Below are 20164 nucleotides of genomic sequence, written 5' to 3'. Positions count from 1 at the left end.
CCGCGTGGACGGCACAGCCGTCCACCCTACGCATATGACAACCAATCTGTTCATTGGCCTGATGTCCGGCACCAGCCTCGACGGCGTCGATGGCGTGCTGGCCGACTTTTCCGACGGCGCGATCCGTACGGTTGCAGCCGCCTTTACGCCCTTCCCTGCCGACCTGCGCGATGAGCTGATGGCGCTTCAGGCGGCCAGCCACAACGAGCTCGAGCGCGAGGCGCTGGCTGCCAATGCGCTGGCGCTGGCCTACGCCGACTGCGTGCGTGCGCTGTTGCCGTCCAGCCCCGGCAAGGTCGCGGCCGTGGCCGTGCACGGCCAGACGATCCGCCATCGCCCCGAGCTGGGCTTTACGCGCCAGACCAATAATCCGGCGCTGCTGGCCGAACTCACGGGTCTGGACGTGATCGCGGACTTTCGCAGCCGCGATGTCGCTGCCGGCGGCCAGGGCGCGCCGCTCGTGCCAGCCTTTCACGCGGCCGCGTTCGGCACGCCGGGCATGGCGCGCGTCGTTGTGAATATCGGCGGCATCGGCAACATCAGCGTGCTGCATGGCGACGGGCGCGTGACGGGCTTCGATACCGGTCCGGGCAATGTCTTGATGGACCTGTGGATTGCGCGCCACCAGGGCCGCGCCTACGACGAGGATGGCGCCTGGGCCGCGAGCGGGACTGTGCACCAGCCCTTGCTGGCAGCCCTGCTCGATGAGCCGTACTTCGCGCTGCCGGCGCCCAAGAGCACGGGACGCGACCTGTTCCACGCGGCCTGGCTCGATGCCAGGCTGGCGGCTTTCGAAGAGGTCGCCCCGGCCGACGTCCAGGCCACGCTGACGCGCCTGACGGCCGTGACGATCGCACGGGCCATCGTTGATGAAGGCATCGTTCCGGACGCCGTGTACGTGTGCGGTGGCGGCGCCTATAACGGCACGCTGCTGCGCGCCATCAGCACCGAGCTCGATGGCGTAACAGTGGCCTCAACGGCCGAACTGGGCGTCGCGCCGAACCGGGTCGAGGCGCTCGCGTTCGCCTGGCTGGGCTGGCGCTTCACGCAGCATGAACCGAGCAACCTGCCGGCCGTGACAGGGGCGCACGGCTTGCGCATCCTGGGCGCGTTGTATCCGGCGTGAACGCAAAAAAGCCCGCTTGATGCGGGCTTTTTTTGATTCCCCGGCAGTTGCCGGATAACGCTGCGCTGCTTACGCCGAGAACGACGAACCGCAACCGCAGGTCGAGGTGGCGTTCGGATTCTTGATCACGAACTGGGCGCCTTCGAGGTCATCCTTGTAATCGATCTCGGCGCCGACCAGGTACTGGTAGCTCATGGAGTCGATCAACAGCTGGACGCCTGCTTTTTCCATCGTCGTGTCATCGTCGTTGATGATCTCGTCGAAGGTGAAGCCATACTGGAAGCCCGAGCAGCCGCCGCCCTGCACGAAGACGCGCAGCTTGAGGTCGGGGTTGCCTTCTTCTTCGATCAGCTGGGCCACTTTCTGTGCCGCGCTGTCGGTGAAGTTGATTGGTACGGGAATCGTGTCGAAATCTACTACTTCGGCGACTGCGGTCATGGAATGCTCCTGGATAATCAAACTCCGCCCATTATAGACGGTTGGGGGAACTCATGCTGCCGACCCTCGGGGAAAGTCGGCCAGATGAGACACCAGTTGTCACTCAGACAGGGTACCGTCCCATGATGATATCAAGAGGACATGATCCTTCTGCAAGAGCTGGTGCAGTAGCCTCGAATATGCGGCCAAGTGGCCGCAATTCAAGTCTGGGAGGTACCAGCGATGCCTGTTATGGCAACAGCGCGATCTGCTTGAGGCCAGTCGCTTCATCCAGCCCGAACATCAGGTTCATGCACTGCACAGCCTGGCCCGAGGCGCCCTTGACCAGATTGTCCTGCACCACCAGGATCACGACTGTGTCGCCGCCATCCGGGCGATGCAGCGCCAGGCGCAGCACATTCGAGCCGCGGGTCGAGCGCGTTTCAGGGTGCGAGCCGAACGGCATCACGTCGACGAACTCGCTGTCCTTGTATTCATCTTCGAACAGCGCCTGCAGCGCCGCATCGTCGATCTCTTTCGTCAGGCGCGCGTACAGCGTCGCGTGCATGCCGCGGATCATCGGCACCAGGTGCGGCGTGAAGATCAGGCCAACCTTCTGGTCGGTGAAGCGCGCCAGCTGGGCCGTCGTTTCCGGCGTATGGCGGTGTCCACTCACACCGTAGGCCTTGAAGTTATCGCTCGACTCGGAGAACAACGTGGCGATCTCGGCCTTGCGGCCAGCACCGGACACGCCCGACTTGCAGTCGGCGATCAGGTTGCCCGCGTCGATGATGCCGGCCTTGAGCAGCGGGTAGTAGCCAAGCTGCATCGTGGTCGGGTAGCAGCCCGGATTGGCGATCAGGCGCGCGCCCTTGATGGCGTCGCGGTTCAGTTCTGCCAGGCCGTACACGGCTTCTTCGAGCAGCTCGGGCGCCGTGTGGTCGATCTTGTACCATTTTTCGAACGTGGCCTGGTCCTTCAGGCGGAAGTCGGCCGCCAGGTCGATCACCTTGACGCCGGCTGCCAGCAGTTCGGGCGCCTGGGCCATGGCCACGCCGTGCGGAGTGGCAAAGAACACGACGTCGCAGCTTTTCAGATCGGCTTTATCAGGGCTCGAGAACGCCAGGTCGACGCGACCGCGCAGCGACGGGAACATGTCGGCCACCGGCAGGCCGTCTTCCTTGCGCGAGGTGATCGCCGTCAGTTGCACATCCGGGTGCACGGCCAACAGCCGCAGCAATTCCACGCCCGTGTATCCGGTGCCGCCAACGATGCCAACTTTGATCATGTTCTGTTCCTTAATAATGGTAGAAAGGCCCTGCTTGCAGGACGAAGGTGCATTTTAACAGCCTGGGAAATGCGGGGCGTAACGCTCTGTAAAGCAAAAAAGCCGCCCAACCTTGCGGCGGACGGCTTTTTCGGCACAGCGCCCGGAGGCGCCGGCAACAACGAATTAACGCTTCGAGAATTGCTTTGCGCGACGTGCTTTGCGCAGACCAACTTTTTTACGCTCGACTTCACGCGCATCGCGGGTGACGAAGCCAGCACGGGCCAGATCTGGCTTCAGTGCTGCGTCGTAGTCGATCAGAGCGCGGGTGATGCCGTGACGGACGGCGCCAGCCTGGCCCGACTCGCCGCCGCCGTGCACGTTGACCTTGATGTCAAAACGCTCGACGTTGCCGGTCAGTTCCAGCGGCTGGCGAATGACCATCAGGCCGGTTTCGCGCGAGAAGTATTCCGAAGCAGGCTTGCCGTTCACGATGATCAGGCCGGTGCCAGTTTTGATGAACACGCGAGCGACTGCACTCTTGCGACGGCCGGTGCCGTAGTTGTAGTTACCGATCATGTCAGTTCCTTAGAGGGTCAGTGCTTGTGGTTGCTGAGCAGCGTGTGGGTGCGAACCTTCCGCATACACTTTCAGCTTCTTGATCATTGCGTAGCCGAGTGGGCCCTTAGGCAGCATGCCCTTGACCGCTTTCTCGAGTGCGCGACCTGGGAAACGCTGTTGCATTTTCAGGAAGTTCGTTTCGTAGATACCGCCCGGGTAGCCCGAGTGACGGTAGTACGTTTTTTCGGTGGCCTTGGTACCGGTCACACGCAGTTTGCCTGCATTGATCACAACGATGAAGTCACCGGTGTCGACGTGCGGGGTGAATTCCGGCTTGTGCTTGCCGCGCAGTCGGAGTGCCACTTCGCTGGCAACACGTCCGAGGACCAGGTCCGTCGCGTCAATGACAAACCAGTCGCGCTGGACTTCATGGCCCTTAGCGGAAAAAGTTTTCATGTTTATTCCAAAATAAAAAATTGCTCAAATGGTGGTTCCGCCCTGTACTTCAGCGGACTCGGCCTTGTTATCTTTTCCTGAGCAAACGGAAAGCCGACGATCATAACCTGCACCGGCATTGACGTCAATCGCCATCTGGTGATTTTCAGGGCCAGCGCGGCCACAGTCCTGACCCGCTCCGCATCCCTTGATGCATAGTTGAAACAATGGGTTGACCATAGAAACAACGCGAACTTATCATCGTTGCAACCTGAGGAGATGTCGTGACGATATTCAAGATTTTGCCCGCCCTGCTGGCGCTGCCGCTGCTGCTGGCTGCGGGTAGCGCCAGCGCCGCCGCACCGGCCATGACGGACCGCAGCTGCCACCTGCCCGGCGTGGTCGAGGCGCTGCGCTGCGTGAGCGTGACGGTGCCGCTCGACCATGCAAAGCCGCAGGGGCCGACGCTGGCCCTGCACGTGACCGTGGCGCCGGCGTTCCGCCAGGGCAGCCGCACCGATCCGCTGTTCGTGCTGGCCGGCGGCCCGGGCCAGGCGGGCAGCGATGTGCTGGTGCTGCTCAAGGCCGCGTTCGACCGCGTGCGCGCCACACGCGATATCGTCTTCATCGACCAGCGCGGCACCGGCCTGTCGGGCAAGCTCGGCTGCGTCAGCAAGCCCGAACACGAAACCATGGGCGACGCCGAACTGATGGCCGAACTGCGCGCCTGCATCGCGGCCAACAAGTCGCCTTTGAGCGCGTACACGACGCTGGCCGCCGCGCGCGACCTCGAACGCGTGCGCCTTGCGCTGGGCTATGGCCAGGTGAATCTGTGGGGCGGCTCGTACGGCACGCGCCTGGCGCAAACCTATGCCCGCGCCTATCCATCCAGCGTGCGCGCGCTCGTGCTCGACGGCGTGGCCGCGCCCGACCAGGTGATCCCGGCCGGCGGCCGCGACTCGCAGACCGCGCTCGACGGCGTGTTTGCCGCCTGCGCGCGCGACGCCGCCTGCAACAAGGCGTACCCGAACCTGCGCGCCGAATTCGATGGCCTGGTCACGCGGCTCGAAGCGGGCAACCTGCGCCTGTCGCTGCCCAATCCGCGCACGGCCGAGCAGACCAGCTTCACGATGTCGTCCGACCGTTTCCTGGGCACCGTGCACAACATCCTGTATGCGCCGGCCGATGCGCGGCGCCTGCCGTTTTTGATCCATAACGCGAGCCGCGGGCGCTGGCAACCGTTCATCGCGCGCCAGAACCTGGCGGGCGACTTCGGCAACGACGCCAGCATGTCGATGCTGCTGCACTTCGCCGTGGTGTGCGCCGAAGACGTGCCGCGCTTTACGCCCGAGCTGATGAAAGCTGACGCCGCCGTGCTGGCGCGGCCGCTGGCCGAGATGATGCCGAAGCTGTGCCGGGACGACATCAAGGTGCCGGCCGTGCCATATGTCGCGCCGACCCGCATCGACGCGCCCGCGCTGCTGCTGTCGGGCGCGCTCGACCCGGTCACGCCGCCGCACCGCGCTGCCAGCGCCGCCCGCTCGATGGCGCACGCCCAGCAGATCGTGGTGGCCAATGCCGGTCACGGTGTCTCGCAACTGGGCTGCGCACCGCGCCTGCTGCGTGCTTTCCTCGACCATCCGCAGGACAAGCTCGACGCGGCCTGCATGGCCGAGATCCCGGCGCCCACCTTCCAGCTCGGCAGCGCCGGGCCGCAACCATAAGATTCGGACACGCCATGATCGAAGTTCACGATATACGCAAGGCCTTCGGCGCCGTCCAGGCGCTGGGCGGCGTTTCCTTCACCGCGCGCGATGGCCAGATCACCGCGCTGCTCGGCCCCAACGGCGCCGGCAAGACCACCCTGCTGCGCACGCTCGTCGGCCTGCTCAAGCGCGACCACGGCAGCATCCTGATCGGCGGCGTCGACCCCGAACAGGACCCGATGGCGGTGCGCCGCAATATCGGTTTTCTCACCGACCAGTTCGGGCTGTACGAGCGCCTGACCACCCGCGAATACCTGCATTATTTCGGCGAGCTCAATGACATGGATGCCGCCGCGCTGCGCACGCGCATCGGCGAAGTGGCCGAGCTGCTGGGCATGGAAGACATCCTCGATCGCCGCGCCAAGGGCTTTTCGCAGGGCCAGCGCATCAAGGTCGCGCTGGCGCGCACGCTGCTGCACCGCCCGCGCCACCTGCTGCTCGATGAACCGAGCCGCGGCCTGGACGTGATGAGCACGCGCGCGCTGCGCACGGCCCTGAACGCGCTGCGCGAAGACGGCAGCTGCGTGATCATGGCCACCCACGTGATGCAGGAAGTGACGCACCTGTGCGACGACGTGATCGTCATCGCCAAGGGCCATACCGTGGCCCAGGGTTCGCCCGAAGAACTGTGCCGGCGCACCGGCATCACCAACCTGGAAGACGCCTTCGTCAGCCTGGTCGGCACCGAAGAAGGTATCGCATGAAGTCCAAGATCCGGATCGTGTTTTTGAAAGAGCTGCGCGAAATGCTGCGCGAGCGCCGCACGCTGATGTTCCTGCTGGCCGCGTCGCTGATGTACCCCGCCATCATCGGCCTGCTGCTGAACCAGATGATCGAACGGAACACGCGCACCGAACGTGAAGGCATCGAGATGGTCGTCATCGGCGGCGCCAAAGCGCCGACCCTGATGGCCCAGCTGCGCGAGCGCAGCGTGACCGTCACCGAGGCCGCGCCGATGACCGAGGATGCCATCGGCGACCTGCTGCGCGCCAAAAAGACCGTTGCCGTGCTGCGCGTGACGGACGACTACATCGCCAACTACCAGGCCATGCGCCCCGCGCGCCTGGAGCTGTGGTTCGATTCGTCCACCGAGAACGGCTCGCAGCGACGCGACGTCGAAGAGATCCTGCAGGCGTACAGCAGCAATATCGCCAGCGCGCGCCTGCTCGCGCACGGCGTCTCGCCGGCCACGCTCTCGCCCATCGAACTGCAGCGCCATGACACGGGCACCAATGCCTCGCGCTCGGCGATGGTCATCGGCGGCATCATCGGCATCCTGTTTTTGCCCGCGTTCTTCCTGAACCTGTCGGCGGCCGTCGACAGCACGGCGGGCGAACGCGAACGGCGCTCGCTCGAAGTGCTGATGGCGCAGCCGGCCCGCAGCTGGGAACTGGTGGTCGGCAAATGGCTGGCCGCGAGCGTGCCGTCGCTGCTGGGCGTGACGTTGATCCTGTGCGTCGCGCACGCGATCCTGCGCTGGCTGCCGCTCGAGGAAATCGGCATGTCGTGGAACCTGGGCTGGGGTGAGCTGATGCTCGTGTGCCTGGTCACGGTGCCGCTGTCGCTGCTCTCGAGCGCCCTGTTCATTGGCCTGGCGATGAACGCGAAGACCTTCAAGGAAGCCCAGACCACGGTCAGCTTCGTGACGATCCTGCCCGTGATTCCGGGCTTCGTGGTGTCGTTCATGGAACTCAAGACCGCGACCTGGATGTACCTGGTGCCGATGCTGTCGAACCAGACGCTGGTCAAGGAACTGGCCAAGACGGGCGACATCGGCCTGCTGCCGTTCGTGCTGACGTTCCTGTGCGCGCTGATCCCGGCGCTGCTGGTGGTGGCGTTCGCGAGCTGGCGCATGAAGAGCGAGAAATACGTGCTGGGTGTGTAATCCCGCCGTACAATCGAAGCCCCTTTTCAAGATCACAGCAGAGCGGAGCAGAACATGGATGTAAAAGTCAGCTGGAACGGCCCGTCGGGCATGAGCTTCCGGGCCCAGACGGGCAGCGGCCACATGGTGGCGATGGACGGCGCGCCGGAAGGCGGCGGCCACAATCTGGCGCCGCGCCCGATGGAGATGGTGTTGATCGGCACCGGCGGCTGCGCCGCGTATGACGTGGTGCTGATCCTCAAGCGCGGGCGCGAAGACGTGCGCGGGTGCGACGTGACGCTGCAGGCCGAGCGCGCCGAGACCGATCCGAAGGTCTTCACGAAGATCAACTTCCACTTCGTGGTCACGGGCCGCAACCTGAAGCCGGCGGCGGTCGAGCGCGCGGTGCAGCTATCGCATGACAAGTACTGCTCGGCGTCGGCCATGCTGGCCAAGACCGCCGAGATGACGCATACGATCGAAATCGTCGAAAGCTAGGCAGCCCGTCTTGATTCGTTGACGCTGGCACGTCGTTCCCGCGAAGGCGGGAACCCAGGTCCGATGCACTGCCACTGACGTTGAAGCAGGTAGCATGCTGGGCCACCTGGATTCCCGCCTGCGCGGGAATGACGTTCAAGGGGCACGGGTGCAAGGCCCCTCCCGATCAAATTCGATACGCCGCCGTCGTCATCACCTTGGCCATCGCCCGCATTGCCGCCTTGACCGGCATCGGCAACGGGGCCGCGCCCATCGCCTGGGCTGCATCGGCGTGCGCGATTTCATCGATGCGCATCTGGTCGACGATCGCGCGCGATTTGGCGTCCTGCTGCGGCAGCAGTTCGAGGTGGCTGTTCAGGTGCGCCTCGACCTGGCGTTCGGTCTCCACGACGAAGCCCAGGCTGACCGGGTCACCGATCCGGGCCGCCACGGCGCCCATCACATAGGCGCCGGCATACCACAGCGGATTGAGCACGCTCGGCTGCGAACCCAGTTCGTCCAGGCGCTGCGCGCACCAGGCCAGGTGGTCTTCTTCTTCCTGCCCGGCTTCTTCGAACTGCGCCCGCAGTTGCGGGGTGTGGGCGAAGCTGGCCTGCGCATCGTACAGCGCCTGGGCGCACACTTCGCCGACATGGTTCACGCGCATCAGGCCTGCGCTGTGACGGCGCTCGGTGTCGGACAGTTCGCTGTCCATGGCGTGCGTGGCCGGGTTCGGGCGTGACATGGCGGTCACGCCGCCGACGACGCGCAAGGCCTTGTCGACGCCGACGATCAGGTGGTCCAGGGGGCTGATGAAACGGTTCGAGGTCATGGCTGGCTCGGTAATCTAGTCGCTGAGACCTTCATTATATGCCTTCCGTTGCGCGATCCACCCGACCAGCGGGCCTTCCGGTTCGATGCCCGAGATGTTCTTGGCCACGCCCAGGTTCAGTTCGAGCAGGTATGGCACCGACACCAGCGGCACGCCGGGACAGTGGCGGGCAAACGCGTCCAGGAAACGGCTTGAGTCCACGGTGGGCATGACCTTTTCGCCGCTCATGAACTGCAGCACGCTGGTGATCGTGTGGCCGTTGCCCAGCGTGTGATAGATGAAGCGGTTGAATTCGCGGTCGACCGCCTTGAAGTCGATCTCATCCTTCGTCATCAGGCCGGCCAGGTACACCAGCCCCAGGCCGACACGGAACCAGTCGGTCGATTCGGCCCTGCTGCGACCTTCGCGCATCAGGGTCAAGAGTTTGTCTTGGGTGGCGGCATCCATGTTGCCATTATCCATAATTTGAGCGGGCGCGGGCCGCCTGCCCGCTGCGGATCGCAACAAATTTATAGAAAGAAACCCGGCATGCACCCTGTCACCGGATAATGCAGCCTGTGGCCCGCTTTGGTCCGTGCATCGCACCGTGCCAATCCTGGCCGTGACGATTGAATACAATGCCAGTGTGAAAAAAGCGTAGCTGCGATGTAAATACATCACTGCAGCCAGGAGTTGTCATGCAATTAAAGATCCGCAATTTGTCCAAGACCTACGCCAACGGCGTGGTCGCGCTCGACCGTGTCACGCTGAATATCCCGGCCGGGATGTTCGGGCTGCTCGGTCCGAACGGCGCGGGCAAATCGACGCTGATGCGGATTCTGGCCACGCTGCAGGAATGCGACGCCGGGTCGGTGTTCCTCGATGATATCGATGTGCTGGACGAAAAAGACGCCGTGCGCCGCATGCTCGGCTACCTGCCGCAGGATTTCGGCGTGTACCCGAAGGTCACGGCCTACGACCTGCTCGACCATTTCGCGCAGCTCAAGGGCCTGTCGCACCGGGCGCGCCGGCGTGAAGTCGTCGACGGCCTGCTGCAGCAGACCAATCTGTGGGACGTGCGCGCGCAGCGCCTGGGCACTTTTTCGGGCGGCATGCGCCAGCGCTTCGGCATCGCCCAGGCCCTGCTGGGCGACCCGCGCCTGATCATCGTCGACGAACCCACGGCCGGCCTGGATCCGCAGGAGCGCGTGCGCTTTCACAACCTGCTGTCGGACATCGGCGAAGAGCGCACCGTGCTGCTCTCGACCCACATCGTGTCCGACGTGGCCGACCTGTGCGCCAATATGGCGATCATCAACAAGGGCCAGGTGCTGCTGTGCGGCGAGCCGCAGGAACTCATCTACGGCATCGAAGACTTCATCTGGGCGCGCTTCGTCACCAAGGCCGAACTGCCGGCGTTCCAGGCGCGCCACAGCGTGATCTCGAGCCGCCTGCTCAGCGGCCGCACGCTGATCCACGTGTACGCCGAGGACGACCCGGGCGACGGCTTCGAGCCGGCCCGCGCCAGCCTCGACGACGTCTACTTCGCCACCATCGCCGGCCGTCATAATCCCGCCGCCGGGGATTGCTGACCGTGCGCGCGCTGCTCGTCATTGCCCGTTTCGAGGCCAGGCAGCGCCTGCGGCTGCTGTCGACCTGGGTGTATTTCGCCGGTTTCCTGGCGCTCGGGATGCTGTGGATGGTGGCGTCGGGCGGCGCGTTTCGCGAGCTGTCGATCACGTTCGGCACCCGCATCGCGATCGACGGGCCGCGCCAGATCGCGCTGGCCGTCGCCATGCTCGGCAGCCTCGGGGTCATCGTTGCGGCGGCCGTCATGGGCCGCGCGGTGCAGCAGGATTTCGAGCACGAGATGCACCACTTCTTTTTCAGCGCGCCCCTGCGCAAGGCCGACTACGTGTTCGGCCGCTTCCTGGGCGCGTATGCCACGCTGGCCGTGATCTTTGCCGGCATCGTGCTGGGCCTGTGGTTCGGCACCATGCTGCCCGGGATCGCGCCCGATCGCCTCGGCGGCGCGCCGCTGGCGGCCTGGCTCACGCCCTACCTGTTCACGCTTCTGCCCAACCTGTTCATCTTTGGCGCGATCTTCTTCGTGCTGGCCGCCCTCACCCGGCGCATGCTGCCGGTGTACGTGGCCAGCGTGATCATGACGCTCGGGTACACGGTGGCACCGTCGCTGGCGCGCGACCTCGATTTCAAGACGCTGGCCGCGCTGATCGACCCGTTCGGCACCACCGCCCTGATCCGCCTGACCGAGTACTGGCCACTGGCCGAGCGCAACGTGCGCCTGATCGAACTGACCGATGTGTACCTGATCAACCGCCTGGCCTGGGTCGGGTTTTCGCTGCTGGTGCTGCTGCTTGGCTACTGGCGTTTCCAGGCCGTCGGCGAAACGGAAGGCCAGGCGCGCGCGCGCCGCAAGACGGTGCCCGAGCTGCCGTCCGGCCTGGCCCCGTCATTGTCGCGCGCCGCGCGCGACACCAGTACGCCGCCGGATTTCGCGGCCCGCAGCCTGGCCGCGCTGCTCGTCAAATCGAGCTGGGGCGAGCTGCGCGAATCGACCCGCAATGCGTACTTTGTGGCGCTGGCCACGGCCAGCGTGCTCGCGCTGGTCGCCAGCGCGCTCGACCTGGGCGCGATGTATGGCACGCCGACGTATCCGGTCACCTACATGATGCTGGAACTGATCCGCGATGTGACCGGGCTGTTCCTGATCATCACGACCATTTTCTATGCCGGTGAACTGGTCTGGCGCGAGCGCGAGATGCGCACCAGCCAGATCCTCGATGCGCTGCCGGTGCCCAGCTGGCTGCCGCTGGCCAGCAAGACGCTGGCACTGGTCGGGCTGCAAGCCTGCCTGCTGCTCGTTGCCATGGTCACGGCCATGCTGATCCAGTTGTTCAAGGGGTACTTCCAGCTCGAACCGGGCCTGTATATCCGGGCGCTGTTCTCGGTCGTGCTGCCCCACTTCGCGCTGCTCGCGGTGCTGGCGATCGCCGTGCAGGTCATCGTCAACCACAAATACCTGGCCAACTTCGTCATGATCGGCTGGGTGCTGGCGGCACTCGCCTTCAGTGGCGCGGGCATCGATCATCCGCTGGTGCTGTACGCGGTCTGGCCCGACCTGACCTATTCGGCCATGAACGGCTTTGGCCACTACCTGCTGCGCGAGCGCTTCTACCTGCTGTACTGGAGCGGCGCGGCCCTGATGCTGCTGGGCGCGGCGCGCGCGCTGTGGCAGAGGGGCGTCGACAGTGGCTGGCGCGAGCGCCTGCAACTGGCGCGCCGCAGCTTGACGCTGCCGGTACTGGCCACGATCGGCACCGGGGCCGTCGTGTTCGCGGGCAGCGGCGCCTTCCTGGCCTGGGAAATGGCGCAGGGCGGCTACCTGAGCGCGCATCAGGCCGAACAGCTGCGCGCCGACTACGAACAGCGCTACCACCGCACCGCATTCCTGCCGCAGCCGCGCATCACGGCCGTCAGGCTCGACACGGCCATCCATCCGGCCGCGCGCGCGCTGCAGGTCAAGGGCAGTTATCAACTCGAGAACCGCACCAGCCGCCCGTTGTCGGACGTGGTGCTGTACCAGCAGCGTGGCGCGCGCCTGAACGTGACGTTCACGCAGCCGGCAACGCTGGCAGCAAGCGACCCGGAACGGGGTTTCTATCGCTACCGGCTGGCCACGCCGATGGCGCCGGGCGCGCGCATGGTGCTGGACTTCACCGTCGACTACGCACCGCGCGGCCTGCTCGGCCTGGGCAGCGAGACGCCGGTGGTGGGCAACGGCACGTTCTTTACCAATGACGTCATGCCGCGCATCGGCTACCAGCCGGCGGTAGAGCTGCGCGACGAACGCGATCGCCGTCGCCATGGCCTGGCCCCGCGCGCGCGCATGGCCGCGCGCGACGATCCGGCGGCGCGCGCCAACCACCTGCTGGGCGTGGACGCCGACTGGATCGACTTCGAGACCACCGTCAGCACGAGCGCCGACCAGATCGCGGTGGCGCCAGGCACCCTGGTGCGCGAATGGAGCCAGGACGGCCGGCGCTACTTCCGCTACAAGATGGACCGCCCGATGCTCAACAGCTACGCCTTCCAGTCGGCACGCTACGAAGTGCGCCACGAACGCTGGCAGGACGTGACGATCGACGTGTATTACCACCCGGGCCACGAAGCGAATGTGGAGCGCATGGTGCGCGGCGCCCAGGCAGGCCTCGATTACGGCGCGCGCAACTTCGGGCGCTATCCGCTGCGCGAACTGCGCATCGTCGAGTTCCCCCGTTACAGCACTGGCGCCGTTGCCTACCCCGGCGTGATCCCGTTCTCGGAAAGCGCCGGCTTCATTGCGCGCATCGATCCCGGTTCGCCGAAAGACCTCGACTATCCGTTCTACATCAGCGCGCACGAGACGGCGCACCAGTGGTGGGGGCACCAGCTCGTGGGCGCCAACACGCGCGGCAGCACGGTGCTCAGCGAAGGCTTGTCCGAGTACATGGCACTGATGGTCATGCAGCGCGCCTACGGCCCGAACAAGATGCGGCGCTTCCTGCGCTATGACCTCGACCGCTACCTGCGGGGCCGCGCGAGCGAGCAGAACAAGGAAGCACCGCTGGCGCTGAACGAACAGCAGCCTTACATCCACTACCAGAAAGGCGCGCTGGCACTGTACCTGATGCAGGACATGCTGGGCGAGGATGTCGTCAACGGCGTGCTGCGTGGCCTGCTCGACCGGCACGGCTACCAGGGCCCGCCCTACCCCACCGCATCGAACCTGATCGACGGCCTGCGCGCCGTGACGCCGCCCTCGAAGGCCTACCTGATCGACGACCTGTTCGAATCGATCGTGCTGTACGAGAACCGGACCGACAGCGCTACGGCGCAGCGGCGCGCGGATGGCAGGTATGACGTGACGATCCGCGCCAGCGCCGGCAAGATGCGCGCCACCGACCAGGGCGAAGAGCAGCCGATGCCGCTACACGACTTCATCGAATTCGGCGTGGACGACAGCGATGGCAATCCCCTGGCGCGCGAACGGCGCCTCGTCAGCCAGGCTGAACAGCAAATTACGCTGGTGGTCGATGGCATCCCGGCGCGCGCCGGCATCGATCCCGATAACAAGTTGATCGATCGAAAACCGCGGGACAATATGTTGGCAGTCGACAAGCAGTAGTTCTCGCGCTATGATCAAATCAAAATTTGGGGGAGGAAGCGTCATGTCAAACCTGGTCACGGAAATTACCGAAAAAATCCAGATGCTGAACGCAACGGAGAAACAGCAGGTGCTGCACATGCTGTTGCAGGACATCGACGGGCCCGATCAGGACGCCGATGAAGCGTGGCGCAATGAAGTCGTGCGGCGCGTGCAGGCCATTCACAATGGCGAAGCAGCGATTCGCGCATTGAAGGAATGGCAAGACTGACAGCGTTCGGTCCGTCTGAAAAACAAAAAACCGCGGCATGCCGCGGTTTTTTTACGCCGGTCGGCGCTGGCTTATTTGGCCGCCGCCTTTTTGGCCGGTGCTTTCTTTGCCGCTGGCTTCCTGGCCGCTGCCTTCTTGGCCGCCGGTGCTTTCTTGGCCGCTGGCTTGGCAGCCGCCTTGCGCGCTGCCTTCACCGGCGCGGCTGCGCCGTCCACCGCTGCTTCGGCATCCACGGCGCCATCGGCAGCGCCGGCCTTGACCTTCGCACCCGGCTTGGCCTTGCGCTCTTCGAACTCGAAGCTGATCTTGTTGTCCTTGCCACGCACCAGGAACGCCTTGAACGCGCGCCGCGTGCGCTGCGACACGAAGCCCGGCAGCAGGTCGGTCTTGCCTTCATTGAGCAGCTTGCTCATCTGTTCAGGCAGGATCTCCTGCTGCAGGATGATGCGGCCGCTGCGGAAATCGCAGGTCTTTGGCTTGGCCACGCTGTGTTCGCACACATAGGCCAATGGCATTTCGAACACGCCGCCGGTGCACTTCGGGCACGGACCGACCGGCGTCTGGCCGGTAAAGTCCACACCTTCGCCATCGGCGCCTTCATCGTCCTGGCCAAAGTCGAACTCGAGCTTGAAGTTCTTGATCTCTTCGTCGCGCACGATGCGCAGGATGGCGGCAAACGGGCGACCCATCTTCGAGCGGAAGCCTTGCAGCGGGCCGATCGTGCGTTTTTCGAGCAGCTCTTCGACTTCGCTGATCTCGAACTGGCGGCTGCCCGGCGTCTTGCTCATCGAGAAATCGCACTTGGTGCAGGCGAAGCGGCGGTAGTTTTCCTTGACCACGCTCGCGCAGTTCGGGCATGGGGTGGTGAGCGTCGCGTAGTCGCCCGGGATCGTGTCGTTGCTGTATTCCTTGGCGCGCTTGACGATGATCTGGGTCATCTGGGCGATTTCGCGCATGAATTCTTCACGCGAGATCTTGCCTTTTTCCATCTGCGACAGCTTGAATTCCCATTCGCCGGTCAGTTCGGGCGCTGTCAGTTCATTCACACCCAGGCCGCGCAGCAAGGTCATCAGCTGCGACGCTTTCGCGGTCGGCATCAGCTCGCGGCCTTCGCGCAGCAGGTATTTCTCGGTCAGCAGACCCTCGATGATGGCGGCGCGCGTTGCCGGCGTGCCCAGGCCCTTGCCGGCCATCGCGTCGCGCAGCTCGTCCGAGTCGATCAGCTTGCCGGCGCCTTCCATGGCCGACAGCAGCGTCGCTTCGTTGTAGCGTGCAGGCGGTTTCGTGACCAGGCCGTTGGCCGTGATTTTCTCGGTCAGGACTTTCTCGCCCTTGGCCACTGGCACCAGGTTGGCGCCATCCTTGTCGTCGCCCAAGTCCTTGCCGTACACGGCCAGCCAGCCGGGATTGGTCATGACCTTCCCTTCGGTCTTGAACTGGTGGCCCGAGACTTCGGTGAAGCGCGTCGTGACCAGGAATTCGGCGGCCGGGAAGAACACGGCCAGGAAGCGGCGCGTGACCAGGTCGTACAGCTTCTGTTCCGGCTCGGACAGGTTTTTCGGCACGATGCCGGTCGGAATGATCGCGAAGTGATCCGAAATCTTGGTGTTGTCGAAAATGCGCTTGTTCGGCTTGACCCAGCCGCCCTTGGTCACTTGCTTGGCAAACTGGTTGTAGTTATTGGTCTCGGCCAGCGCGACCAGCGTTTCCTTGACCGTGGCGATATAGTCTTCTGGCAAGTGGCGCGAATCGGTACGCGGGTAGGTCAGCACCTTGTGCTTTTCGTACAGCGCCTGGGCCAGGCCCAGCGTGTTCTTGGCCGAGAAACCGAAACGGCCGTTGGCTTCGCGCTGCAGGCTCGTCAGGTCGAACAGCGCTGGCGCCATCGACGTGGTCGGCTTGGATTCTTCGGTGACGGCACCCTGCTTGCCGCGGCAGGCGGCGGCGATCGAGTCGGCCGCGGTCTTGCTCCACAGGCGCTCGGCGCGTTTTTCAGGGTCGTTCTCGTCCTTCTTGAACTTCTGGTCGAGCCAGCGGCCTTCGTAGATACCGGCGGCGCACACGAACTCGGCGCGCACTTCCCAGTAGTCGCGGGCGACGAATTTCTTGATCTTTTCTTCACGCTCGACGACGATCGACAGCGTCGGCGTCTGGACGCGGCCGACGGTGGTCAGGTAAAAGCCACCCTCTTTCGAGTTGAACGCCGTCATGGCGCGCGTGCCGTTGATGCCGATCAGCCAGTCGGCTTCGGAGCGGCAGCGCGCGGCGTCGGCCAGCGGCAGCATTTCTTCGTCGCTGCGCAGGTTGGCGAAGCCGTCGCGGATCGCGCCGGCCGTCATCGACTGCAGCCACAGGCGCTTGACCGGTTGCTTGGCCTTCGCGTTCTGCGCGATCAGGCGGAAGATCAGTTCACCCTCGCGCCCCGCATCGCATGCGTTGATCAGCGTCGTGACATCCTTGCGCTTGATCAAACGATTCAACACCTTCAGGCGCGATTCGGTCTTGGCGATCGGATTGAGCGCGAAGTACGGCGGGATCATCGGCAGGTGTGTGAAGCTCCACTTGCCGCGCTTGACGTCGTGCTCTTCGGGCACGGCGATTTCGAGCAGGTGGCCAACGGCCGACGAGAGCACGAATTCGTCCGATTCGAAGTACTCATCGTGCTTGGTGAAGCCGCCCAGCGTCTTGGCGATGTCGTTCGCGACCGACGGCTTCTCGGCGATGATGAGGGATTTGGTCATAGTGTTTCTCGTCGTACTGTCTATATAGTGTGGGGCTTGCGCATCATACATGCTCAAGCTGGCGCTGGTGAAATTCCAGCCATCATGCCAGTTTGGTAACGTCCTGAAGGAAGCGGCCCATGATAAGCGGGTTCCCGCGCTTCCGGCAAGGGGCCGCCCCATGCTGGTGCATCAAGGCAGGCAGGCCGGAAATACAAAACGGGGCGCGCAGCCCCGTTCCGTTGTTACCATTATTGCATTAGCTTCAATGCAATAAACGCGGCTCCTGCTCGTCGTCATCGCTGAACAGATCGTCGAACATCAACGCATCCGGTTCCTTGCCCTGACTCCACAGCACCATCAACACGATGATCTTGAGTTTGCTCAATGCAATGGGCGATTCGTCGCAGGCGAGTGCACGCTCGATGACGATTTCGCGCTGGATCGGGCCCAGCACCTTGGCGCTTTCGAGGAAGGCAATGAAGCCGATCGCTGCGCTGCCGAGCTCGATATATTCTTCGTCGACGTAGTAACGCGTGCCGGTGGAAGCATCGATGGTTTCGGGCAGCGGCGCGTCGGTCAACCCGCCGAGCCAGTCGAGCGCCTCCGTGATTTCGATGTCATCGAAACCAACGGCGGAGAGCTTGCGCGCCAGGGCTGCCGGCTCGGGGCAGGCGTCGGGACGGTAGTACGTCTCGTAGAGATAGACCAGGATGTCGAACATAGTGACGCTACTGTAGCAGCTAAACTTCGTGAGGCACAAGTGGAGCGCGCCCGCCACGCCGCACCACGGAAAAACCGTTGTATCCAAGCCTTGTTCAATAAGCCAGCTTATTAATAATGATTAAAAACAAGCACATACCATTCGCATAATGCGGGGCAGGAAGCATGGGCGGCGTGTCATCGCCGGTCATAAACGCACCCTGCCGCAGTGCTGTCAGCGCCAGATGCGCTGCACCCGGCCGCCCGGTAACCGGGTCACGAAGCCGGCCAGTTCGAGGTCGAGCAGGCGCGCGCCGAGGGCCCCGGGATCGAGCGCCAGACGGGCCAGCAGCTCGTCGAGCGCGACCGGTTCGTGACCCAGGGCGTCCAGCAGGATGGCATCGTCGTGCGCGGCAGGGGCAGCCTCACCCGCAGCATCAGCCGCTTGTTGCAACCGTACCAGCGGCGACACGCGCATGGCGGTCAACACCTCGTCCACCGTTTCGACCAGTTGCGCGCCCTCGCGGATCAGGCGATGACAGCCCTTGGTCAGCGCCGAATGAATGGAGCCAGGCAACGCGAACACGTCGCGGCCCTGCTCGGCCGCCATCTGCGCCGTGATCAGCGAGCCGGACTGCGCCGCCGCCTCGATCACCAGCACCCCGGCCGCCAGGCCGCTGATGATGCGGTTGCGACGCGGGAAGTTGGCGGCCAGCGGCGGCGTGCCCAGCGCATATTCGCTGACGATGCAGCCCTGTTCGGCAATGCGGTGCGCGAGCGCGCGGTTGCGCGCCGGGTAGACGCGATCCAGGCCCGTGCCGACGACGGCGATCGTCGAGCCGCCCCCGCGCAGTGCGCCCTCATGCGCTGCCGTGTCGATCCCCAGCGCCAGCCCCGACACCACGCACAGCCCGGCACCGGCCAGCGCGGCAGCAAACGATTCGGCATCCACCCGGCCCTGCACGCTGGCATTGCGGCTGCCCACGACCGCAACCAGCGGCTGCGCCAGCAGCTTGGGGCGGCCGCTGACATACAACAGCAGCGGCGGATCGGGAATCTGCGCCAGCGCCGGCGGATAGCGCGGATCGTGGAAGGTGACGAGATGGTGGCCAGGTGCGGCCAGCCAGGCCAGCGTGGCCTCGATGAGGGCCGCCAGCACGGGCGTGACGGGCGCGCAGAGGGCGCGCGCCTGGGCGCCCGTGACATGCGCGCCCAGCGCTGCCGGACCGGCGCGCAGGATGGCGCCGGGTGTGCCGAACACGGACAGCAGCGCGTGCACGCTGCGGCACCCTACCCCGTCAGCCTGTTCCAGGCGCAGCCAGTCGGTGATGCGGGTGGCATGCTCATGGTGGATTGGGCGGGGGTCCGTGGCCTGCACGGCGGGGTTACTCCGGTGATTTGACCACGTCGCCGACTTGCACCGGTGCTGTCACCGTCATGATCAAGCCGTACGAGACGTTCTTGAACACGCGGAAGATGAACAGGCTGCCGTTTTGCTCGTCAGGCATTTTCAACTGGGCACGCCCCATGCCGAGGAAACCCCGGCTCGCCGGGTCGGCCACAGTCTTCCCGACATGATAGAGCTGCAGCACGGCGCCGACATCGAGTCCGTCAACCGCGCCCCGGTTGACAGTCACGACCTGGCTCTGGCCGGCATAAGTCACGCCGGCGTAAATGGACATCACGCGCGCATCGACCGGTTGCAGCGGCGCATGCGGCACGTAATTGCGCACCGGCGTGGGCGGCTGCGGCACCAGCAGGTCGCCCACACCCATTTCGCGCACGGTGTCGACGACCTGGAAGGTGTGCGCGTCGACGCCCGGGCCGGCCGGGGTGACGAGCTTGACGCTACCCAGGAAGGCCGCTTCATGCGCCATCACCTTGCCGGTCTGCGGATCGCGCAGCACGGTGCCGGGCCGGAACACCTGGTACACCGTGTCGCTCGTGAGCGCGCCATGGACATACACGCGGTCGCCCATGCCGAGATAGAAGCGGCCTTCCTGCGAGGCGACGATGCGCGGCGCGCCGGCCAGCTCGTCGGCTTCGACCACCAGCGGCTGGGTCAGGTACGGTTCGATGGCGCCGGCGGGAATCGACGGCACCGCGCCCTGGCCCGTGCCTTCGCTGCGCACCTGCGGCGACAGGCGCGTCAGGGGCGGCTGGCCACGGCCATCGCCGCCCTCGCCCGGGCGCTCGAACGACAGGCGGCCGCGCGCGCGGTCGAACCAGATCACCTGGCCCGGATAGATCCAGTGCGGGTTGCGGATTTCATCACGGTTCATGCCCCAGACCTGGGGCCAGCACCATGGGTTGCGCAGGAACTTGCCGGAAATGTCCCAGAGGGTGTCGCGCTTGACGACGACGTGCCTGTCGGGGGCGTCGGGGCGGAATGCGCAGGCCGCCGACGGGGTGTCAGCATTCGTCTGGGCCACGGCGGCGCCGCTGGCGGCGCAGGCCAGCAAGGCCACCGCTGCAGCATGGGCCATGACTGTGCTAAAATTTTTCATTGAAGACGTCCGTTAAGTCCGGCGTTAAGACAGCGTAAATCCGAATACGATTGCAGGCCGCGCGACTATTGCG

At 64.8% G+C, this 20164-nt stretch carries 18 protein-coding genes; 8 read left to right on the top strand and 10 right to left on the bottom strand.

Going from position 1 to position 20164, the window contains the following annotated elements:
* Positions 1-34 precede the first annotated feature (34 nt).
* Positions 35-1126 carry an anhydro-N-acetylmuramic acid kinase gene (locus AC56LN_RS14050; RefSeq protein ID WP_499572586.1) on the top strand — a complete coding sequence of 364 codons (1092 nt, stop codon included), beginning with the start codon at positions 35-37 and terminating at the stop codon, positions 1124-1126.
* A gap of 69 nt (positions 1127-1195) precedes the next feature.
* Here AC56LN_RS14050 and erpA read toward each other — a convergent pair whose 3' ends face one another.
* From erpA to rplM, 4 genes are all read right to left on the bottom strand, one after another.
* The gene (erpA, locus tag AC56LN_RS14045; protein WP_183556750.1) at positions 1196-1564 is read right to left on the bottom strand and encodes an iron-sulfur cluster insertion protein ErpA; all 369 of its coding nucleotides are present in this window, start codon (positions 1562-1564) and stop codon (positions 1196-1198) included.
* 229 nt (positions 1565-1793) lie between these two features.
* Positions 1794-2831, bottom strand: a complete 1038-nt coding sequence (gene argC, locus AC56LN_RS14040; RefSeq protein ID WP_183556748.1) for an N-acetyl-gamma-glutamyl-phosphate reductase — start codon at positions 2829-2831, stop codon at positions 1794-1796.
* A gap of 165 nt (positions 2832-2996) precedes the next feature.
* Positions 2997-3389, bottom strand: coding sequence for a 30S ribosomal protein S9 (gene rpsI, locus AC56LN_RS14035; RefSeq protein WP_183556746.1), 393 nt, complete (start codon positions 3387-3389; stop codon positions 2997-2999).
* Between the two features lie 9 nt (positions 3390-3398).
* Entirely contained in the window at positions 3399-3827 is a 429-nt protein-coding gene (gene rplM / locus AC56LN_RS14030; RefSeq protein ID WP_183556744.1) for a 50S ribosomal protein L13, read from the bottom strand.
* Between the two features lie 263 nt (positions 3828-4090).
* Here rplM and AC56LN_RS14025 point away from each other — a divergent pair, with 263 nt between their 5' ends.
* From AC56LN_RS14025 to AC56LN_RS14010, 4 genes are read left to right on the top strand one after another with little or no spacing between them, the layout of a single operon-like run.
* Positions 4091-5530, top strand: coding sequence for an alpha/beta fold hydrolase (locus tag AC56LN_RS14025; protein WP_499572584.1), 1440 nt, complete (start codon positions 4091-4093; stop codon positions 5528-5530).
* Between the two features lie 14 nt (positions 5531-5544).
* Positions 5545-6276 carry an ABC transporter ATP-binding protein gene (locus AC56LN_RS14020; RefSeq protein ID WP_499572582.1) on the top strand — a complete coding sequence of 244 codons (732 nt, stop codon included), beginning with the start codon at positions 5545-5547 and terminating at the stop codon, positions 6274-6276.
* Positions 6273-7457 (top strand): ABC transporter permease, encoded by a 1185-nt coding sequence (locus AC56LN_RS14015; RefSeq protein ID WP_499572580.1) that lies wholly within the window; start codon positions 6273-6275, stop codon positions 7455-7457. Before AC56LN_RS14020 ends, AC56LN_RS14015 begins: the two co-directional genes overlap by 4 nt.
* 54 nt (positions 7458-7511) lie before the next feature.
* The gene (locus AC56LN_RS14010) at positions 7512-7934 is read left to right on the top strand and encodes an OsmC family protein (protein WP_499572578.1); all 423 of its coding nucleotides are present in this window, start codon (positions 7512-7514) and stop codon (positions 7932-7934) included.
* A gap of 166 nt (positions 7935-8100) precedes the next feature.
* Here the strand turns inward: AC56LN_RS14010 and coq7 are convergent, their stop codons facing one another.
* Both coq7 and AC56LN_RS14000 read right to left on the bottom strand, forming a co-directional pair.
* Positions 8101-8745, bottom strand: a complete 645-nt coding sequence (gene coq7, locus AC56LN_RS14005) for a 2-polyprenyl-3-methyl-6-methoxy-1,4-benzoquinone monooxygenase (protein ID WP_499572576.1) — start codon at positions 8743-8745, stop codon at positions 8101-8103.
* Between the two features lie 15 nt (positions 8746-8760).
* Positions 8761-9192 (bottom strand): hypothetical protein, encoded by a 432-nt coding sequence (locus AC56LN_RS14000; protein ID WP_499572574.1) that lies wholly within the window; start codon positions 9190-9192, stop codon positions 8761-8763.
* A 230-nt stretch (positions 9193-9422) separates the two neighbouring features.
* Here AC56LN_RS14000 and AC56LN_RS13995 point away from each other — a divergent pair, with 230 nt between their 5' ends.
* From AC56LN_RS13995 to AC56LN_RS13985, 3 genes are read left to right on the top strand one after another with little or no spacing between them, the layout of a single operon-like run.
* The gene (locus AC56LN_RS13995; protein ID WP_332532559.1) at positions 9423-10316 is read left to right on the top strand and encodes an ABC transporter ATP-binding protein; all 894 of its coding nucleotides are present in this window, start codon (positions 9423-9425) and stop codon (positions 10314-10316) included.
* A gap of 2 nt (positions 10317-10318) precedes the next feature.
* Positions 10319-13912: an ABC transporter permease/M1 family aminopeptidase gene (locus tag AC56LN_RS13990; RefSeq protein ID WP_499572573.1), complete on the top strand. Its 3594-nt coding sequence runs from the start codon at positions 10319-10321 to the stop codon at positions 13910-13912.
* Between the two features lie 43 nt (positions 13913-13955).
* Positions 13956-14162, top strand: a complete 207-nt coding sequence (locus AC56LN_RS13985) for an addiction module protein (RefSeq protein WP_332532557.1) — start codon at positions 13956-13958, stop codon at positions 14160-14162.
* A gap of 71 nt (positions 14163-14233) precedes the next feature.
* Here AC56LN_RS13985 and AC56LN_RS13980 read toward each other — a convergent pair whose 3' ends face one another.
* From AC56LN_RS13980 to AC56LN_RS13965, 4 genes are all read right to left on the bottom strand, one after another.
* Complete coding sequence (locus AC56LN_RS13980; protein WP_499572572.1) at positions 14234-16903, bottom strand: DNA topoisomerase III; 2670 nt, start codon at positions 16901-16903, stop codon at positions 14234-14236.
* Positions 16904-17147: 244 nt separating this feature from the next.
* A complete protein-coding gene (locus AC56LN_RS13975; RefSeq protein WP_183556726.1) occupies positions 17148-17606 on the bottom strand; it encodes a Smg family protein in 459 nt (152 codons plus the stop codon).
* Positions 17607-17819: 213 nt separating this feature from the next.
* Positions 17820-18962, bottom strand: coding sequence for a DNA-processing protein DprA (gene dprA, locus AC56LN_RS13970; RefSeq protein WP_499572570.1), 1143 nt, complete (start codon positions 18960-18962; stop codon positions 17820-17822).
* A gap of 7 nt (positions 18963-18969) precedes the next feature.
* Entirely contained in the window at positions 18970-20091 is a 1122-nt protein-coding gene (locus tag AC56LN_RS13965; protein WP_499572568.1) for a LysM peptidoglycan-binding domain-containing protein, read from the bottom strand.
* Positions 20092-20164 lie beyond the last annotated feature (73 nt).

The sequence above is a fragment of the Telluria sp. ZT3P26 genome (assembly GCF_059686035.1).
Note: the sequence above shows the minus strand (reverse complement) of the source record. Positions and strands in the feature narration are given on the sequence as shown.